This is a genomic window from Proteus sp. G2300, from assembly GCF_009915965.1.
GTDB lineage: Bacteria > Pseudomonadota > Gammaproteobacteria > Enterobacterales > Enterobacteriaceae > Proteus > Proteus vulgaris.
The window spans coordinates 260,585-276,596 of the sequence record NZ_JAABNK010000014.1; the positions used below are offsets into that span (position 1 = coordinate 260,585).

General features: G+C 38.7%; 12 protein-coding genes. 10 read left to right on the top strand and 2 right to left on the bottom strand.

Annotated elements, in window-relative coordinates:
* Positions 1-8: 8 nt before the first annotated feature.
* From aceF to GWI97_RS08950, 8 genes are all read left to right on the top strand, one after another.
* On the top strand, positions 9-1,868 hold the full coding sequence (gene aceF, locus GWI97_RS08915) for a pyruvate dehydrogenase complex dihydrolipoyllysine-residue acetyltransferase (protein WP_103004913.1): 1,860 nt from the start codon (positions 9-11) through the stop codon (positions 1,866-1,868).
* Positions 1,869-2,069: 201 nt separating this feature from the next.
* Positions 2,070-3,497, top strand: a complete 1,428-nt coding sequence (gene lpdA / locus GWI97_RS08920) for a dihydrolipoyl dehydrogenase (RefSeq protein ID WP_036934940.1) — start codon at positions 2,070-2,072, stop codon at positions 3,495-3,497.
* 203 nt (positions 3,498-3,700) lie between these two features.
* Positions 3,701-4,189 carry an anti-virulence regulator CigR family protein gene (locus GWI97_RS08925; RefSeq protein ID WP_087803207.1) on the top strand — a complete coding sequence of 163 codons (489 nt, stop codon included), beginning with the start codon at positions 3,701-3,703 and terminating at the stop codon, positions 4,187-4,189.
* A 498-nt stretch (positions 4,190-4,687) separates the two neighbouring features.
* Positions 4,688-7,285 carry a bifunctional aconitate hydratase 2/2-methylisocitrate dehydratase gene (acnB, locus tag GWI97_RS08930; RefSeq protein WP_036934936.1) on the top strand — a complete coding sequence of 866 codons (2,598 nt, stop codon included), beginning with the start codon at positions 4,688-4,690 and terminating at the stop codon, positions 7,283-7,285.
* 139 nt (positions 7,286-7,424) lie between these two features.
* Positions 7,425-7,796 (top strand): YacL family protein, encoded by a 372-nt coding sequence (locus GWI97_RS08935; RefSeq protein ID WP_036934935.1) that lies wholly within the window; start codon positions 7,425-7,427, stop codon positions 7,794-7,796.
* Between the two features lie 93 nt (positions 7,797-7,889).
* Positions 7,890-8,750 carry a small-conductance mechanosensitive channel MscS gene (gene mscS, locus GWI97_RS08940; protein ID WP_036934933.1) on the top strand — a complete coding sequence of 287 codons (861 nt, stop codon included), beginning with the start codon at positions 7,890-7,892 and terminating at the stop codon, positions 8,748-8,750.
* 309 nt (positions 8,751-9,059) lie between these two features.
* Complete coding sequence (gene argO / locus GWI97_RS08945; RefSeq protein WP_036934932.1) at positions 9,060-9,683, top strand: arginine exporter ArgO; 624 nt, start codon at positions 9,060-9,062, stop codon at positions 9,681-9,683.
* Positions 9,684-9,770: 87 nt separating this feature from the next.
* Positions 9,771-10,505 (top strand): oxidative stress defense protein, encoded by a 735-nt coding sequence (locus GWI97_RS08950; protein ID WP_036934931.1) that lies wholly within the window; start codon positions 9,771-9,773, stop codon positions 10,503-10,505.
* 73 nt (positions 10,506-10,578) lie between these two features.
* On the opposite strand, the gene GWI97_RS08955 is transcribed toward GWI97_RS08950, so the two are convergent.
* Positions 10,579-11,478: a LysR family transcriptional regulator ArgP gene (locus tag GWI97_RS08955; RefSeq protein ID WP_036934930.1), complete on the bottom strand. Its 900-nt coding sequence runs from the start codon at positions 11,476-11,478 to the stop codon at positions 10,579-10,581.
* Between the two features lie 160 nt (positions 11,479-11,638).
* Between GWI97_RS08955 and rpiA the strand changes: the two genes are divergently transcribed.
* Complete coding sequence (gene rpiA / locus GWI97_RS08960; RefSeq protein ID WP_036934928.1) at positions 11,639-12,295, top strand: ribose-5-phosphate isomerase RpiA; 657 nt, start codon at positions 11,639-11,641, stop codon at positions 12,293-12,295.
* 272 nt (positions 12,296-12,567) lie between these two features.
* Complete coding sequence (serA, locus tag GWI97_RS08965) at positions 12,568-13,818, top strand: phosphoglycerate dehydrogenase (protein WP_036934926.1); 1,251 nt, start codon at positions 12,568-12,570, stop codon at positions 13,816-13,818.
* A gap of 70 nt (positions 13,819-13,888) precedes the next feature.
* Here the strand turns inward: serA and GWI97_RS08970 are convergent, their stop codons facing one another.
* Positions 13,889-16,009 carry a type I secretion system permease/ATPase gene (locus GWI97_RS08970; protein ID WP_161751911.1) on the bottom strand — a complete coding sequence of 707 codons (2,121 nt, stop codon included), beginning with the start codon at positions 16,007-16,009 and terminating at the stop codon, positions 13,889-13,891.
* Between the last annotated feature and the right edge of the window lie 3 nt (positions 16,010-16,012).

Sequence of the window (16,012 nt, forward strand, 5' to 3'; positions counted from 1 at the left end):
TAAAGTGAATGTCTATTGAAATTAAAGTCCCAGATATCGGTGCTGATGAAGTTGAAGTCACCGAAGTGATGGTGAAAGTGGGCGACCGTATTGAGGAAGAACAGTCCTTAATTACTGTAGAAGGCGACAAAGCCTCTATGGAAGTCCCATCACCACAAGCGGGTGTGGTTAAAGAGATCAAGATTGCTGTGGGCGACAAAGTCCAAACAGGTTCTCTTATCATGATTTTTGAAGCAGAAGGTGCCACGCAAGCAGCACCAGCACAAGCAGCTACACCAGCACCAGCTGCTACGCCGGCAACAGCCGCACTGAAAGAAGTTCACGTTCCAGATATCGGCGGTGACGAAGTTGAAGTTACCGAAGTGATGGTAAAAGTAGGCGATAGCATTGCTGAAGAACAATCACTGATCACTGTAGAAGGCGATAAAGCTTCTATGGAAGTTCCAGCTCCATTTGCTGGTGTGGTGAAAGAAATCAAAATTGCAACCGGTGATAAAGTGAGCACAGGCTCTCTTATCATGGTATTTGAAGTTGCAGGTAGTGCGCCGGTTGCTCAAGCAGCACCAGCTCCAGCTGCATCTGCACCCGCAGCCTCTGCGGTAAAAGACGTGAATGTTCCAGATATCGGTGGCGATGAAGTTGAAGTTACTGAAGTGATGGTAAAAGTAGGTGATTCCATCACTGAAGAACAATCGCTGATCACCGTTGAAGGCGACAAAGCTTCTATGGAAGTGCCAGCACCTTTTGCAGGTGTGGTTAAAGAGATCAAAATTGCAGTGGGCGACAAAGTGAAAACTGGCTCACTGATCATGACCTTTGAAGTAGTGGGTGCAGCACCTGCTACTCAAGCACCGGCTGCGCCTGCGCCAGCAAGTTCTGCCCCAGCAGCACCTGCTAAAGCACAAGCGACTGCTCCAGTAGCGAAAGAAGAGTTTGTTGAAAATGATGCTTACGTTCATGCAACACCTGTTATTCGTCGCTTAGCGCGCGAATTCGGTGTTAATTTGGCGAAAGTGAAAGGTACGGGTCGTAAAGGTCGTATCTTACGTGAAGACGTTCAGTCTTATGTGAAAGAGTTAATTAAACGTGCTGAATCAGCACCTGCAAATGCAGGTGGCGGATTACCAGGCATGTTACCTTGGCCGAAAGTTGACTTCAGTAAATTTGGTGAAATTGAAGAAGTTGAATTAAGCCGTATCCAGAAAATCTCTGGTGCTAACTTAAGCCGTAACTGGGTAATGATCCCTCACGTAAATCTGTTTGATGAAGCAGATATCACTGAGGTTGAAGAATTCCGTAAACAGCAAAATAAAGAAGCAGAGAAGAAAAAACTGGATGTTAAGATCACGCCGTTAGTCTTCGTGATGAAAGCAGCAGCAAAAGCACTGGCAGATATGCCACGCTTTAACAGCTCTATCTCTGAAGATGGACAGAAACTGATCCTGAAAAAATACATCAATATCGGTATTGCTGTAGATACACCTAACGGTTTAGTTGTTCCTGTTTTCAAAGATGTTAACAAAAAAGGCATTATCGAACTGTCTTATGAGTTAGCAGAAGTCTCTAAGAAAGCACGTGCGGGTAAACTGACAGCTGCGGATATGCAAGGTGGATGTTTCACAATTTCTAGCCTTGGTGGTATTGGTACTACCGGTTTTGCACCAATCGTTAACGCACCAGAAGTTGCGATTATGGGACTTTCCCGTTCTTCTATGAAACCTGTATGGAATGGTAAAGAATTCGTACCACGCTTGATTCTACCAATGTCATTATCTTTCGATCACCGTGTGATCGATGGTGCTGACGGTGCTCGATTCATCACTCTGATTAATCAGTACATGAGCGATTTACGTCGTTTGGTAATGTAATTATTTAAACCGGTGCTTAGCGCCGGTTTCTCTGATTGCGATGATGGATTTTACAGTCATACATCTTAGGTTGTGAGATCCGTCATGTTAGAGCGCTTTTCAGTTTATTAACATTTCTGTAAACTGCATGCGGTATGTAAGTCTCGGTGTTAAATATGGATTTTCGTCTGACTCGCCGGACAAATAAATAATGAGGTCACGATGAGTACTGAAATTAAAGCACAGGTAGTGGTTCTCGGTGCAGGCCCTGCGGGTTATTCCGCAGCGTTTCGTTGCGCTGACTTAGGTTTAGAAACAGTTTTAGTTGAACGTCACTCTACTTTAGGTGGTGTTTGCCTGAACGTGGGTTGTATCCCTTCTAAAGCGTTACTCCACGTTGCTAAAGTTATCGAAGAAGCGAAAGCATTATCTGAACATGGTGTTGTTTTTGATGCGCCAAAAACCGATATCGACAAAATTCGCATCTGGAAAGACAAAGTTATTTCTCAATTAACCGGTGGCTTAGCGGGCATGGCTAAAGGCCGTAAAGTGACTGTTGTTAATGGCGAAGCACGATTCACTGGTTCTCACACATTGTCCGTTGAAGGTAGTGAAGGTACAACTACCATCACTTTTGAAAATGCAATCGTTGCTGCCGGCTCACGTCCAATCGAATTACCATTTATTCCACATGAAGACCCACGAGTATGGGATTCAACAGATGCACTGCAACTGAAAACCGTACCAGAACGTTTACTGGTTATGGGTGGCGGTATCATCGGTCTGGAAATGGGAACGGTTTATCACTCTCTGGGTTCTCAGATTGACGTGGTTGAAATGTTTGATCAGGTTATTCCTGCTGCTGACAAAGACGTGGTTAAAGTATTTACCAAACGTATCAGCAAGAAATTTAATCTGATGCTAGAAACCAAAGTGACGGCGGTTGAAGCAAAAGAAGATGGCATCTACGTAACGATGGAAGGCAAAAAAGCCCCAGCAGAGCCACAACGTTACGATGCAGTATTAGTTGCTATCGGTCGTGTACCTAACGGTAAATTATTAGACGCTGGTAAAGCAGGCATTGAAGTTGATGATCGTGGTTTTATCCATGTTGATAAACAAATGCGTACTAATGTACCTCACATCTTTGCTATCGGAGACATCGTGGGTCAACCCATGCTGGCTCACAAAGGTGTTCATGAAGGTCACGTTGCAGCTGAAGTTATCTCTGGTAAAAAACATTACTTCGACCCTAAAGTTATCCCATCAATCGCTTATACTGAACCAGAAGTTGCATGGGTTGGTATGACAGAAAAAGAAGCGAAAGAGAAAGGTGTTAGCTATGAAGTGGCTTCTTTCCCATGGGCGGCATCAGGTCGTGCAATCGCATCAGATTGTGCTGATGGTATGACTAAACTAATTTTCGACAAAGAAACTAATCGTGTTATCGGTGGTGCAATTGTTGGTTCTAACGGTGGTGAACTGTTAGGTGAAATTGGTCTGGCAATTGAAATGGGTTGTGATGCTGAAGATATCGCATTAACTATCCACGCTCACCCAACGTTATACGAATCAATTGGTATGGCTGCGGAAGTATTTGAAGGTAGTATCACTGACCTGCCAAATCCAAAAGCGAAAAAGAAAAAATAAGCTGCTTATTTACTGAAAACAGTTAATAAAAACAGGTTAAATGATAAGGGCTGAGTTCTTTGTAGGACTTAGCTCTTTTTTATTTAAGATGAGGTTGTTTTTCGCTATATGCGTTAGGTTGAAATATTATCGGAATATTAGACATTGTACTTACGCACTAATTCTCCTATTTTCATTATGACTTTCATTTTTGGATGATATCTATGATGCGTAAACACATTTCGTTCCGCTTGTTTCTATTATTTTTTACGATGGTATTTTCTTTAGGCTCTTTCGCTAATCCTCCTCATGGAAATGGAAATGGAAATGGAAATGGAAATGGGCATCAAAAAGGACGTCATTATCAGAATGATAATGATAGAAACTTTAATAAAAATGACGGTTTTTCGTCAGAAATAAAAATTAATAGTCACGGTCTTGTTTCCGTTTCTTTAACCTATAAGGACGCAAGGGCTCTAGCAATAAGAAACAATATTGTGGGTTATCAGTCTCTTCCCCCAGGTATAGCTAAAAATTTAGTTCGAGGAAAACCGCTTCCTCCAGGGATCATGAAAAAAGCAATTCCAAGTAATATGCTAAATCAGTTACCTTATTATCAAGGGTATGAATGGAAAATAGTAGGGAATGATTTAGTATTGGTCGCGATTGGAACATCAATAATCGCAGCAGTTATTAACCATGTGTTTGATTAATATATTTTCTTTTATTCTTTTAACTCAATAGGGCTTACCTATTTCTCTTTAAATGAGATCCCTCTTTGAAGTGAGAGACGATTAGGTTTATTGGTGGTCACTATTTTCTATAAGAAAAGCCTATTACGGTGACAGAGTAATAGGATGATTCATCTTTTGTCACTCTTTGCGTAAAATTTATCATAAATCGCATATTCCTATTCATTTTCATAGATTCTTTATAGTATTTTATCTAAAAAATTGGGTAAAAATGCGTCTTATATATTTTGTTTAAGTGTTTTAATCTGAATAAGTGGATATTTGAATTTGATTAATGTTACTTTTATGTGAACGAATTAACATCGTGTTGAAGATTTGCTATGCTGATACCCCTTAGCTGGGCATAATTTCACAACCACTTATGTTTTATGCGAGCAAAAGATCCTCTGACCTGGCATCCTATAGACAGGGTGCAGACAGCCGGGTTATACAAAATGACAAAGAAGCGAGGAGACAGTCGTGCTAGAAGAATACCGTAAGCACGTAGCAGAGCGTGCAGCTGAAGGTGTCGTTCCAAAACCTCTCGATGCCACACAAACAGCCGCACTTGTTGAGCTATTAAAAAATCCCCCTAAAGGTGAAGAAGAATTCCTTCTTGATTTAATTGTTAACCGCGTTCCACCCGGAGTTGATGAAGCTGCCTATGTTAAGGCGGGTTTTTTAACTGCCCTCGCGAAAGGCGAAACCACATCACCCCTTATCTCGCCAGAAAAAGCCGTTGAATTATTAGGTACTATGCAAGGTGGCTATAATATTCATGCTTTAATTGAATCTCTGGATAACGATAAATTAGCTCCAATTGCAGCTAAAGCACTTTCTCATACCTTATTGATGTTTGATAACTTCTATGATGTTGAAGAAAAAGCCAAAGCAGGCAATGTGTATGCTAAACAAATTATGCAATCTTGGGCTGATGCAAAATGGTTTACTGAGCGCCCAGAATTAGCAGAAAAAATTACGGTTACCGTATTTAAAGTCACTGGTGAAACCAATACCGATGACTTATCTCCCGCACCTGATGCTTGGTCTCGTCCAGATATCCCTTTACATGCTTTAGCGATGTTAAAAAATGCGCGCGAAGGGATTGAACCTGATCAACCAGGTAGCGTTGGCCCTATCAAACAAATTGAAGCATTAAATAAAAAAGGTTTCCCGCTGGCTTATGTCGGTGACGTTGTAGGGACTGGCTCTTCTCGTAAATCAGCAACCAACTCTGTACTTTGGTTTATGGGGGATGATATTCCATTCGTTCCTAATAAACGGGGAGGGGGGGTTGTGCTCGGAGGTAAAATTGCGCCTATCTTCTTTAATACTATGGAAGATGCTGGGGCATTACCTATCGAAGTTGATGTTTCTAAATTAAATATGGGTGATGTCATTGATATTTACCCATATAAAGGTGAAATCCGTAGCCATGAAACGAATGAGTTACTGGAAACCTTTGAATTGAAAACAGACGTATTAATTGATGAAGTTCGTGCAGGTGGTCGTATTCCTCTGATTATCGGCCGTGGTTTAACCACTAAAGCCCGTGAATCATTAGGTTTACCTGCAAGTACGTTGTTCCGTCATGCTAAACCTATTGAAGACAGTAACCGTGGTTTCTCTTTAGCGCAGAAAATGGTCGGTCGTGCTTGCGGTCGTGCTGGTATCCGTCCAGGTGAATATTGTGAGCCGAAAATGACGTCTGTGGGCTCTCAGGATACAACAGGTCCAATGACGCGTGATGAGTTAAAAGACCTTGCCTGTCTAGGTTTCTCTGCTGATTTAGTGATGCAATCGTTCTGTCATACCGCTGCGTATCCAAAGCCTGTGGATGTTACAACGCATCATACCTTACCTGATTTTATTATGAATCGTGGTGGTGTCTCTTTGCGTCCAGGCGATGGTATTATCCACTCATGGTTAAACCGTATGTTGTTACCTGATACCGTCGGTACAGGTGGTGACTCACATACTCGTTTCCCTATTGGTATCTCATTCCCAGCAGGTTCTGGTTTAGTGGCTTTTGCTGCAGCTACCGGGGTAATGCCATTAGATATGCCAGAATCTGTTCTAGTGCGTTTTAAAGGCAAAATGCAACCAGGTGTGACATTGCGTGATTTAGTTCATGCTATTCCTTATTACGCTATTCAAGATGGTTTATTAACTGTAGAGAAAAAAGGTAAGAAAAACATTTTCTCTGGCCGTATTCTTGAAATTGAAGGTTTACCAGAACTAAAAGTAGAACAAGCATTTGAACTTGCTGATGCATCAGCAGAGCGTTCAGCGGCTGGTTGTACGATTAAATTGGATAAAGCACCTATCATTGAATATTTACAATCTAACATTATCTTACTGAAATGGATGATTGCTGAAGGTTATGGTGATCGTCGTACAATTGAACGCCGTATTACTTCAATGGAAAATTGGCTGAAAGATCCTCAATTACTTGAAGCAGATGCCGATGCTGAATATGCTGCTGTGATCGAAATCGATCTAAATGAAATCAAAGAACCAATTTTATGTGCGCCTAATGATCCTGATGATGCACGACTGCTATCTGAAGTAGCGAACAGTAAAATTGATGAAGTGTTCATTGGTTCTTGTATGACTAATATTGGCCACTTCCGTGCAGCAGGTAAATTACTTGATCAATACAAAGGCCAATTACCAACGCGTTTATGGGTTGCACCACCAACGAAAATGGATGCAGCACAATTAACGGAAGAGGGCTATTACAGCATCTTTGGCAAAAGTGGTGCTCGTATCGAAGTTCCAGGGTGCTCACTTTGTATGGGGAATCAAGCACGTGTTGCTGATGGTGCAACGGTGGTTTCAACTTCGACACGTAACTTTCCTAACCGTTTAGGGACAGGAGCCAACGTGTATCTTGCTTCTGCGGAACTTGCAGCAGTGGCGTCATTGTTAGGTCGTTTGCCTGAGCCACAAGAGTATCTGGACTTCATTAATAAAGTTGATGAAACTGCAGAAGATACTTATCGTTATCTGAACTTTGATCAACTTGCACAATATACAGACAAAGCGGAGCAAGTTATTTTCCAAACAACGGTATAACGATTAATTTATTACTTTAAACGTATTTTATATAAACAAACGGGAGGCATTAGCCTCCCGTTTTTTGTTATTTATTGTCATAATAAGAATAAGATGTTTTTTATTCAATAAGCGACAGCTTAATCAAGGGGCGTACACCATGGATTATGAATTTCAGCGAGATCTCACTGGCGGTATACTAGCCCGTTTTTCGATGGATCATGAAGCAATAGGTTATTGGTTGAATGATGAAATTCAGGGCGATATTAGTCTGATAGATCAAATTTTTGAAGAAATGGAAGGTATTAAAGGCAGTGAAAGGCAGTGGGAATTAATTGGTAAAGAATATAGCCTTTCTATTGATGATGAAGAAGTAATGATAAGAGCCAATACACTGCATTTTGAAACAGATGAAATGGAAGAAGGCATGAGTTACTACGATAACGAAAGTATCTCATTTTGTGGATTAGATGATTTTGCTACCATGTTACAGAAATATCGGTTATTTATTCTGGAAAATAAAAGGAATTAACAAATCCTCTATATTTTTGGAAGAAATATGCCACAATATACTACTGTATGACTATTCTTCTCATTACATTTTTAAGATTTAATAGGTGGTCTAATGAATGAATTACCAGCTAGTTTAGATGAAGCAACAGGTTGGTTTGTCGCAAATCAGGAGCTCTTTATTCAATATGCTGTGAATATTGTCGCCGCTTTCTTGATCCTATTTATTGGTCTTTTTATCGCAAAAATGATCAGTAAAGGTGTCGCAAGAGTTCTCACATTGCGCCATATTGATGCTACTGTTGTGACATTTTTATCTGTTTTAGTTCGTTACACAGTTGTTGCTTTTACCTTAATTGCGGTATTAGGACGATTAGGGGTTCAAACAGCGTCTGTTATCGCGGTATTAGGTGCTGCCGGTTTAGCTGTTGGTTTGGCTCTACAAGGCTCTCTGTCTAACTTTGCTGCAGGCGTATTGATTGTTATCTTCCGTCCAATCCGTACAGATGAATATGTCATGATTGGTTCAGTAGAAGGTACGGTAAAGGATGTACAGATTTTTTCTACGACATTACGTTCAGCAGATGACAAAATTATCGTTATTCCGAATAGCAAAATTATCAGTAGTGAAGTGATCAACTTAAGCCGTGAGCCTAACCGCCGTACACAAATTATTGTTGGTGTGGCTTATGATGCTGATATTGATAAAGTAAAACAAGTATTGGGTGATGTTGTTGCGAAAGACAAACGCATTCAACATGATCAAGGTGTGACTATCCGTTTACATGAAATGGCACCGTCTTCATTAAACTTTGTGGTCCGTGTTTGGACAACGAATGGTGATGCATGGCCTGTTTATTGGGATCTAATGGAAGATTTTAAACGTGCATTAGATGCAAATAATATCGGTATTCCATTCCCACAAATGGATGTTTATATGCATCAAACACAAAGTGCGACAGTGAAAGCAGAATAGTCTCACAAAAATAGATAGCATAGAGCCACGTTAATAACGTGGCTTTTTTCTTTCAGTATTTTGATAGAGTTATATTGTATTTGTTTTGGCGATCTTATTTTTTAGTAATTCCCAATGTCACTATTTGGTCTTATTTTATCTTCATACTATTAATGAATATGGCTATTATATATTTATTAATCCTACAAACCCTTTATTTTATCACCATTAGTTTTTCTTATTATTAATAAGAATGATTCATTTCCTCTAATATCAAAATCCCTCTATTATTCAGCTAATATCTAACGAATAATTATTAAGGTATTTTGCATGTTTACAACTTTTTTTCAGGGTTTTTTATTAAGTGCAGCCATGATTTTACCTATAGGCGCTCAGAATGCTTTTGTTTTACAGCAAGGAAGTAAAAAACAATTTCATTTAATGAGTGCATTTTTATGCGCATTAAGTGATGTTGTATTAATAACAGCAGGTGTTTTTGGTGGCAGTGCATTACTTAGTCAATCAGAAACGCTTTTATTATTGATCACATGGGGAGGAGTGGCATTTTTACTTTGGTATGGTTGGAATGCATTTAAAACAGCTTTTTCAAAAGATATCGAATTGTCACAAAGTGAAAATCAGGTAAAAAGCCGTTGGCGTGTGATTGTGACATTAATTGCCGTAACTTGGCTTAATCCTCATGTTTATTTAGATACTTTTGTTGTGATAGGCAGTATTGGTGGACAATTAACCACAGAGCTTCGCCCTTGGTTTACGATTGGTGCGATATTGGCTTCTATCAGTTGGTTTTTTGCGTTATCACTACTTGCGGCTTGGTTTTCGCCGATATTAAGCAAAACACGCTCTCAACGCATTATTAATTTATTTGTAGGATGTGTGATGTGGTTTATTGCTGTTCAATTAGCTGCACAAGGATGGAAAACTCTCTTTTAATCTTAAAGAACTTTACATCATATATGCTAATGTTCTTCTTAGTCCTAAAAACAGGACATTAAAATTAATTTTGTCAGGGGGTTTTTTGTGAAATTAAGAACGATTGTATTAGCATCCGTGTTTACGTTGGGATTACCTTCCATTGCACTAGCTGCTTCGGAACCAGAAGGACCACATATTACAACATCTGGTAATGCGACAATTAAAGCCACTCCTGATATGGCGACATTAAATATTCAGGTTAACGAAAGAGCAAAAGATGCGGCTCAGGCTAAGAAACAAGTCGATGAGCGTGTTGCAAAATATTTTGCCTTCTTAAAAGAAAATGGTGTTGTGAAGGAAGATATAGAGGCCGCTAATATTCGTACTCAACCAAACTATGAATATGATAAAAAAGCGGAGCGTTCAGTGATTAATGGTTATACCGCAACACGTACTGTAAATGTTAAAATTAAGAAATTAGAACAGCTTAATACGTTACTTGATGGCGCATTAGCGGCGGGTTTAAATGAAATTAATAACGTTGAGTTTGGCGTAAATAATCCAGAACAATACAAAGTAAAAGCTCGAGAAGTGGCCATTAAAAATGCCATTGATCAAGCAACCTCAGTTGCGAAAGGTTTTGGTGCTGATTTAGGTGCAGTTTATAGCGTAAGCTATCGTGCACCAGAGGCGACACCTTATCCAATCACACAAGTGCGTATGGATGCGATGGCATTAAAAGCCCAAGCGCCAGCTGCGGTGCAAGAAACGTATGAACAACAAAGCATCGAATTTAAAGATTATGTGGATGTTGTTTTTGAATTAAAACGTACTCAATAATCTTATTGTTATAAAAATAAAATAGGCTTCATATGAAGCCTATTTTTTGTGTTAGAAGATGAAAATAGTTGTGTTATTCTTCACCTTGTTTTAAAACCTTACGGCCAAAATCAACCAGTGCGTCTGTCACTTTTCTCATAGTTCTACTTTCTGGCGCAAAGCGGTGCCAATAAAGCATACGTCGTTGGTAAAGCCCTGGCGTTAAATCAACCAACTCTCCACTCTTTAGCTCATTAGCAATTTGTAGATGAGGGATCATACAACATGTCGACCCTTGTTTTGCTAATTGCACAAAAGCCTCGGAAGAATTAACGATATGGCAAGGTACACTGCCCGGAGATAAACCAAAGTTTTGTTGTAAAAATGCCTGATGCATATCATCAAGATGGTCAAATGCGACAGCAGGGGCTTTTAATAGCGACGATTTAGTGACCCCGTTTGCAAAATAGCGTTGAGCAAAATCAGGAGAGGCTACAAATAGGTAATCAAGAGCGCCTAATTGATCAACAAGGCAACTTGGTAATGCCTGTGGCTGAATACTGATTGCACCCACTACTTCGCCTCGTCTTAAACGTTCTTGTGTTCGCGTTTCGTCTTCAACTTGGATATTAAGTCGAATAGGCAGTTGTGTTAATACGGGGTGTAAAGCGGGTAATAGCCACGTTGCTAAGCTATCGGCATTTACCGCTAAAGAGAGTAAAAGCGGTGTAGAGCCACTATTTTCATCACCTAACCATTGTTCTTCAAGTAATTCTACTTGATGCAATAACGCCAGTAGTTTTTGCCCTTGCTCGGTGGGTTGTGGTGGAACAGTTCGCACCAATAACGGTTGCCCGAATAAGTTTTCTAATTGTTTAATGCGTTGTGAAACGGCAGATTGTGTAATACATAACTTTTGTGCAGCTCTTTCAAAACCACGTTCGCGAATGACGGCATCAAGGGCTTGTAATGCTCGATAATCAGGGCGTTTCATTAACAGACTCTCTTTGATTTATGTTCTGTTGCTTACTATGCCATATTTTTTGTTGTAATGAGTTAAAATGTTGCTTCTCAGTTTTTGATGTGTCTCGTGCTAGTTTTGAATGCAATATGCTATTCTTAGTCCATTAATGTGATAAATAAGGTTTTTTTAAATGACTCAGGATGAATTGAAAAAAGCAGTAGGTTGGGCAGCGCTTGAATATGTGAAACCTGGCACTATCGTGGGGGTAGGAACAGGCTCTACGGCTTCTCATTTTATTGACGCATTAGCGACAATAAAAGGTCAAATCGAAGGTACTGTTTCAAGTTCAGAAGCATCAACGGCAAAGCTAAAAAGTTATGGTATTCCTGTTTTTGACTGTAATGAAGTCGATTCTTTAGATATCTATGTGGATGGTGCTGATGAAATTAACCACCAGATGCAAATGATCAAAGGTGGCGGTGCCGCATTAACGCGAGAAAAAATTATTGCGGGAGTGGCAAAAACATTTATCTGTATCGTTGATGAATCTAAACAAGTTGATGTATTAGGTAAATTCCCTCTACCTGTCGAAGTTATTCCAATGGCACGCTCTTATGTGGCTCGTGAATTAGTTAAACTGGGTGGCTTACCTGAATATCGTGAAAACGTAGTAACAGATAACGGTAACGTTATTTTAGACGTTCATAACTTAACGATTCTTAACCCTATTGAACTGGAAAATAAAATTAACAGTATTCCAGGCGTGGTTACAGTAGGATTATTTGCTAATCGTGGTGCAAATGTCGTTTTAATGGGAACGTCTGAAGGAGTTAAAACTATTAAGTAAGATGACTAAAAAGAGGTGGCGATGGCGACCTCTTTTTAAAATTATTTTAGAAAATGCAAATTCAGTGATATATATCACACCATAGTTATATCTCTCTTTAAAATCCTGCCTTTTTCAAAGTCAAAATCATTTTACTCGGTAGAAAATCGCTTTCTTTATCGCTTATTCTGTCATCACTGCAATCGGTTGTATTGCCACAAACTCTATTTTTGTTATGTTGATGAGACAGGATTTTGTTTTTCATTAAATGTAATAACGATAGGGCAGGGTAAATGGTCAAAGTATCTTTGGAAAAAGACAAAATAAAATTTCTACTTCTTGAAGGTGTGCACCAAAGTGCAGTAGAAAACTTAAGAGCTGCGGGTTATACCAACATTGAATATCATAAAGGTGCATTATCGGACGAAGAATTAAAAGAAGCTATCCGTGATGCGCGTTTTGTTGGTCTTCGTTCCCGCACTCATTTAACAGAAGAAATTTTTGCAGCCGCAGAAAAATTAGTTGCTGTAGGATGCTTCTGTATCGGGACTAATCAGGTTGATTTAGAAGCAGCAGCTCGTCGCGGTATTCCTGTCTTCAATGCGCCTTTCTCGAACACTCGTTCCGTGGCTGAGATGGTGTTAGGTGAATTACTGTTATTATTGCGTCGTATTCCTGAGGCAAATGCGAAAGCGCATCGTGGAGTTTGGGATAAGCAAGCCAAAGGTTGTTTTGAAGCTCGTGGTAAAAAACTGGGTATTATAGGTTATGGGCACATTGGTACACAGTTAGGTATTTTGGCTGAAAGTGTCGGTTTAGATGTCTATTTTTACGATATTGAAAACAAGCTACCACTGGGTAATGCAACACAAATTCGCCATTTATCTGAACTATTGAATATGAGTGATATTGTCAGCTTACATGTGCCAGAAACGCCTTCCACAAAAAATATGATTGGGCATGAAGAAATTCAACGCATGAAGCCAGGCTCAATTCTTATCAACGCTTCTCGTGGTACGGTAGTTGATATTCCTGCATTAGCACAAGCGTTAGAATCAAAGCATTTATCTGGTGCAGCGGTTGACGTATTCCCATCTGAACCTGGTGCAAATAACGATCCTAACGATCCGTTTGTATCTGAACTTATCAAGTTCGATAATGTGATATTAACGCCACATATCGGTGGTTCAACACAAGAAGCACAAGAAAATATTGGTTATGAAGTTGCAGGTAAATTGGCGAAATATTCAGATAACGGCTCTACATTATCTGCAGTTAACTTCCCTGAAGTATCGTTACCAAGCCATGGTGATGATGTAAACCGTTTACTGCATATTCATGAGAACCGACCAGGTATGATGAATAGCATCAACAAAGTGTTTACTGAAGAAAACATCAACGTGGCAGCACAATTTTTACGTACCTCTGGCAACGTAGGTTATGTTGTGATTGATATTACAACACAAACGAAGGCTCAAGCTGAGTTAGTGTTACAAAAGCTCAAAGCATTACCAGGAACAATCCGTGCTCGTATGCTTTACTAATTATTGATCTAATTATCAGTAATATCTTGAAGGCTCGGTATTTCGAGCCTTTCTTGTTTTTTAAACATTATTATTGCATTTGCTGTTTCCATAATTGGTAATAAAGTGTGTTATTTTCAAGTAAACCCACATGAGTTCCTTCTTCCAATACCCGTCCTTTGTCTATAACATAAATATAATCTGCATGTGCTAATGTATTGAGGCGATGTGCAATACTAATGACGGTTCTGTTTTGACAAATCTGAGGTAAACTTGCCAAAATCTGTGCTTCTGAGATGTAATCTAATGCTGATGTGGCTTCATCTAAAATAAGAATGCGTGGATTTGTTAGTAAAGCTCTTGCCAGTGCAATACGCTGGCGTTGCCCTCCTGATAAATTGGCACCTTTTTCTCCGACTTGAGTGTTAAATCTCAAAGGAAGTTGCTCAATAAAATCTAGAGCACCTGCAAGTTGGCATGCTTCTATTATCTCTTGTTCATTCGCATTGGGTTTTGATAAACGAATATTTTCGACAATAGATCCACTAAATAAAAAACTTTCTTGTAAAACGATACTGATACTTTGGCGCAAAGAGAGAGGATCAGCGATAGCTAAATCCATGCCGTCAATATAAATTTGTCCTTGTTGAGGAGTATAGAGTCGTTGAATTAAGCGTGTGATAGTACTTTTTCCTGAGCCTGAACGACCCGTGATACCAATAAATTGCCCAGCAGGAATAGAGAACGAGAGTGCTTCAAGAACATCTTGTGTATGATGGGTATAACGAAAATAGACATTTGAAAAATCAATACTACCTGTAATTTGGGGCACCGTGGCTAATCCATGATATTGGTGTTCTGTCGGCGCATTTAAAATTTCGCCAATACGGCGCAGAGAAATAGTGGTTTGCTGAAAATCTTGCCAGCATTGTGCTAAGCGTAAAATTGGTTGTGTTATATGCGCAATGAAGAGATTAAATGCAATAAGCTCACCTACCGTCATTTGTGTATTAATAATTAAATTAACACCATGCCACAGAATAATCGCTGTTGTGATTTTATGAATGATGAATATTACTTGTTGAGCTAATAAGGTTTTTTGGGTTGCTGAAAACCGTTTGTTAATATGCTCGGTGAGCTTATATTGCCATTTTTCGATAAAATAGCTTTCTGTTGCTGTAATTTTGATAGTTTCTATACCGCTAATTGCTTCGGTTAGTAGACTAGTATTATCAGCATTTGCTTGATATTCCTGCTCAACCCAATAACGGATCATTGGGCCAAGGATCAGCCAAAGTGTAAAATAAAGAATTAATGCACCTAACGTTATCCAAGTTAATGATGCTGAATAAGTAAACATTACAGAAAGAAACACAATAATAAAAATGAGGTCGAGCACTAACATCAATGCGGAACCAGTCATAAATTGACGAATGTGCGAAAGCTCTTGAATGCGTGCAATTATTTGACCTGATTGTCGTTGATTAAAAAAAGAACTCGGTAAGCGAATAAGATGCTGATAAATTTTTCCTGAAAAATCAGCACTAAATTGACAAGAAATAAATGTATACAATTTGTCTCGAAGAAAAAGATAAACAGGTTCAGTGATTGCAATTAAGAGCAATAAATAGCCCAGTAAATGTAAGTTTGATAAATTTCTTCCTGTTAATACCTTATCGATTAATGTTTCAAAAATTAAAGGGTTAACTAATGCGAAGAGCTGGCTACAGCATGATAAAATAAAAACCAATAAGAGTGATTTTTTTTGTTTTAAAATAGTAGAAATAAACCAAGTGATATTAAATTTATTCCATAATGGATTATGTTGTTTATTAACAAATAATGCTATATTTAGTTTTTGATTTTTATCTAATTCATATTCAATGGTAATATTATTTTTTATATCAAATATAATTAATAGTTTACTTCTTATTTCTTTTAAAATATACCATTTATTGTTTATTTCAATAAGAGTATTTATGAGGTGAGAGTTTTTATTTTCGTAGTCAAGGATATCAAATTTACATTTTAAATTAAGTAAGTGTGCAGCATCTAAAATATTCCATTTGTTAAATAAATTATCTTTGCCAATAAAATGAATGACATTTTCTTTTTTTATATTTCCATTGTTTTTTTTGGCAAAATAAATTAAACCATCAATAATAGAACAATGATATTGTTTTTCTTTTATTAAGTTAGTTTTATTTTTCATGGT

Excerpts from the sequence above, each read along its gene's own strand:
- aceF (WP_103004913.1), top strand. The coding sequence starts at position 9 with ATGTCTATTGAAATTAAAGTCCCAGATATCGGTGCTGATGAAGTTGAA.
- GWI97_RS08925 (WP_087803207.1), top strand. The coding sequence starts at position 3,701 with ATGATGCGTAAACACATTTCGTTCCGCTTGTTTCTATTATTTTTTACG.
- serA (WP_036934926.1), top strand. The coding sequence starts at position 12,568 with ATGGTCAAAGTATCTTTGGAAAAAGACAAAATAAAATTTCTACTTCTT.
- lpdA (WP_036934940.1), top strand. The coding sequence starts at position 2,070 with ATGAGTACTGAAATTAAAGCACAGGTAGTGGTTCTCGGTGCAGGCCCT.
- rpiA (WP_036934928.1), top strand. The coding sequence starts at position 11,639 with ATGACTCAGGATGAATTGAAAAAAGCAGTAGGTTGGGCAGCGCTTGAA.
- GWI97_RS08955 (WP_036934930.1), bottom strand. The coding sequence starts at position 11,478 with ATGAAACGCCCTGATTATCGAGCATTACAAGCCCTTGATGCCGTCATT.
- GWI97_RS08935 (WP_036934935.1), top strand. The coding sequence starts at position 7,425 with ATGGATTATGAATTTCAGCGAGATCTCACTGGCGGTATACTAGCCCGT.
- argO (WP_036934932.1), top strand. The coding sequence starts at position 9,060 with ATGTTTACAACTTTTTTTCAGGGTTTTTTATTAAGTGCAGCCATGATT.
- mscS (WP_036934933.1), top strand. The coding sequence starts at position 7,890 with ATGAATGAATTACCAGCTAGTTTAGATGAAGCAACAGGTTGGTTTGTC.
- GWI97_RS08970 (WP_161751911.1), bottom strand. The coding sequence starts at position 16,009 with ATGAAAAATAAAACTAACTTAATAAAAGAAAAACAATATCATTGTTCT.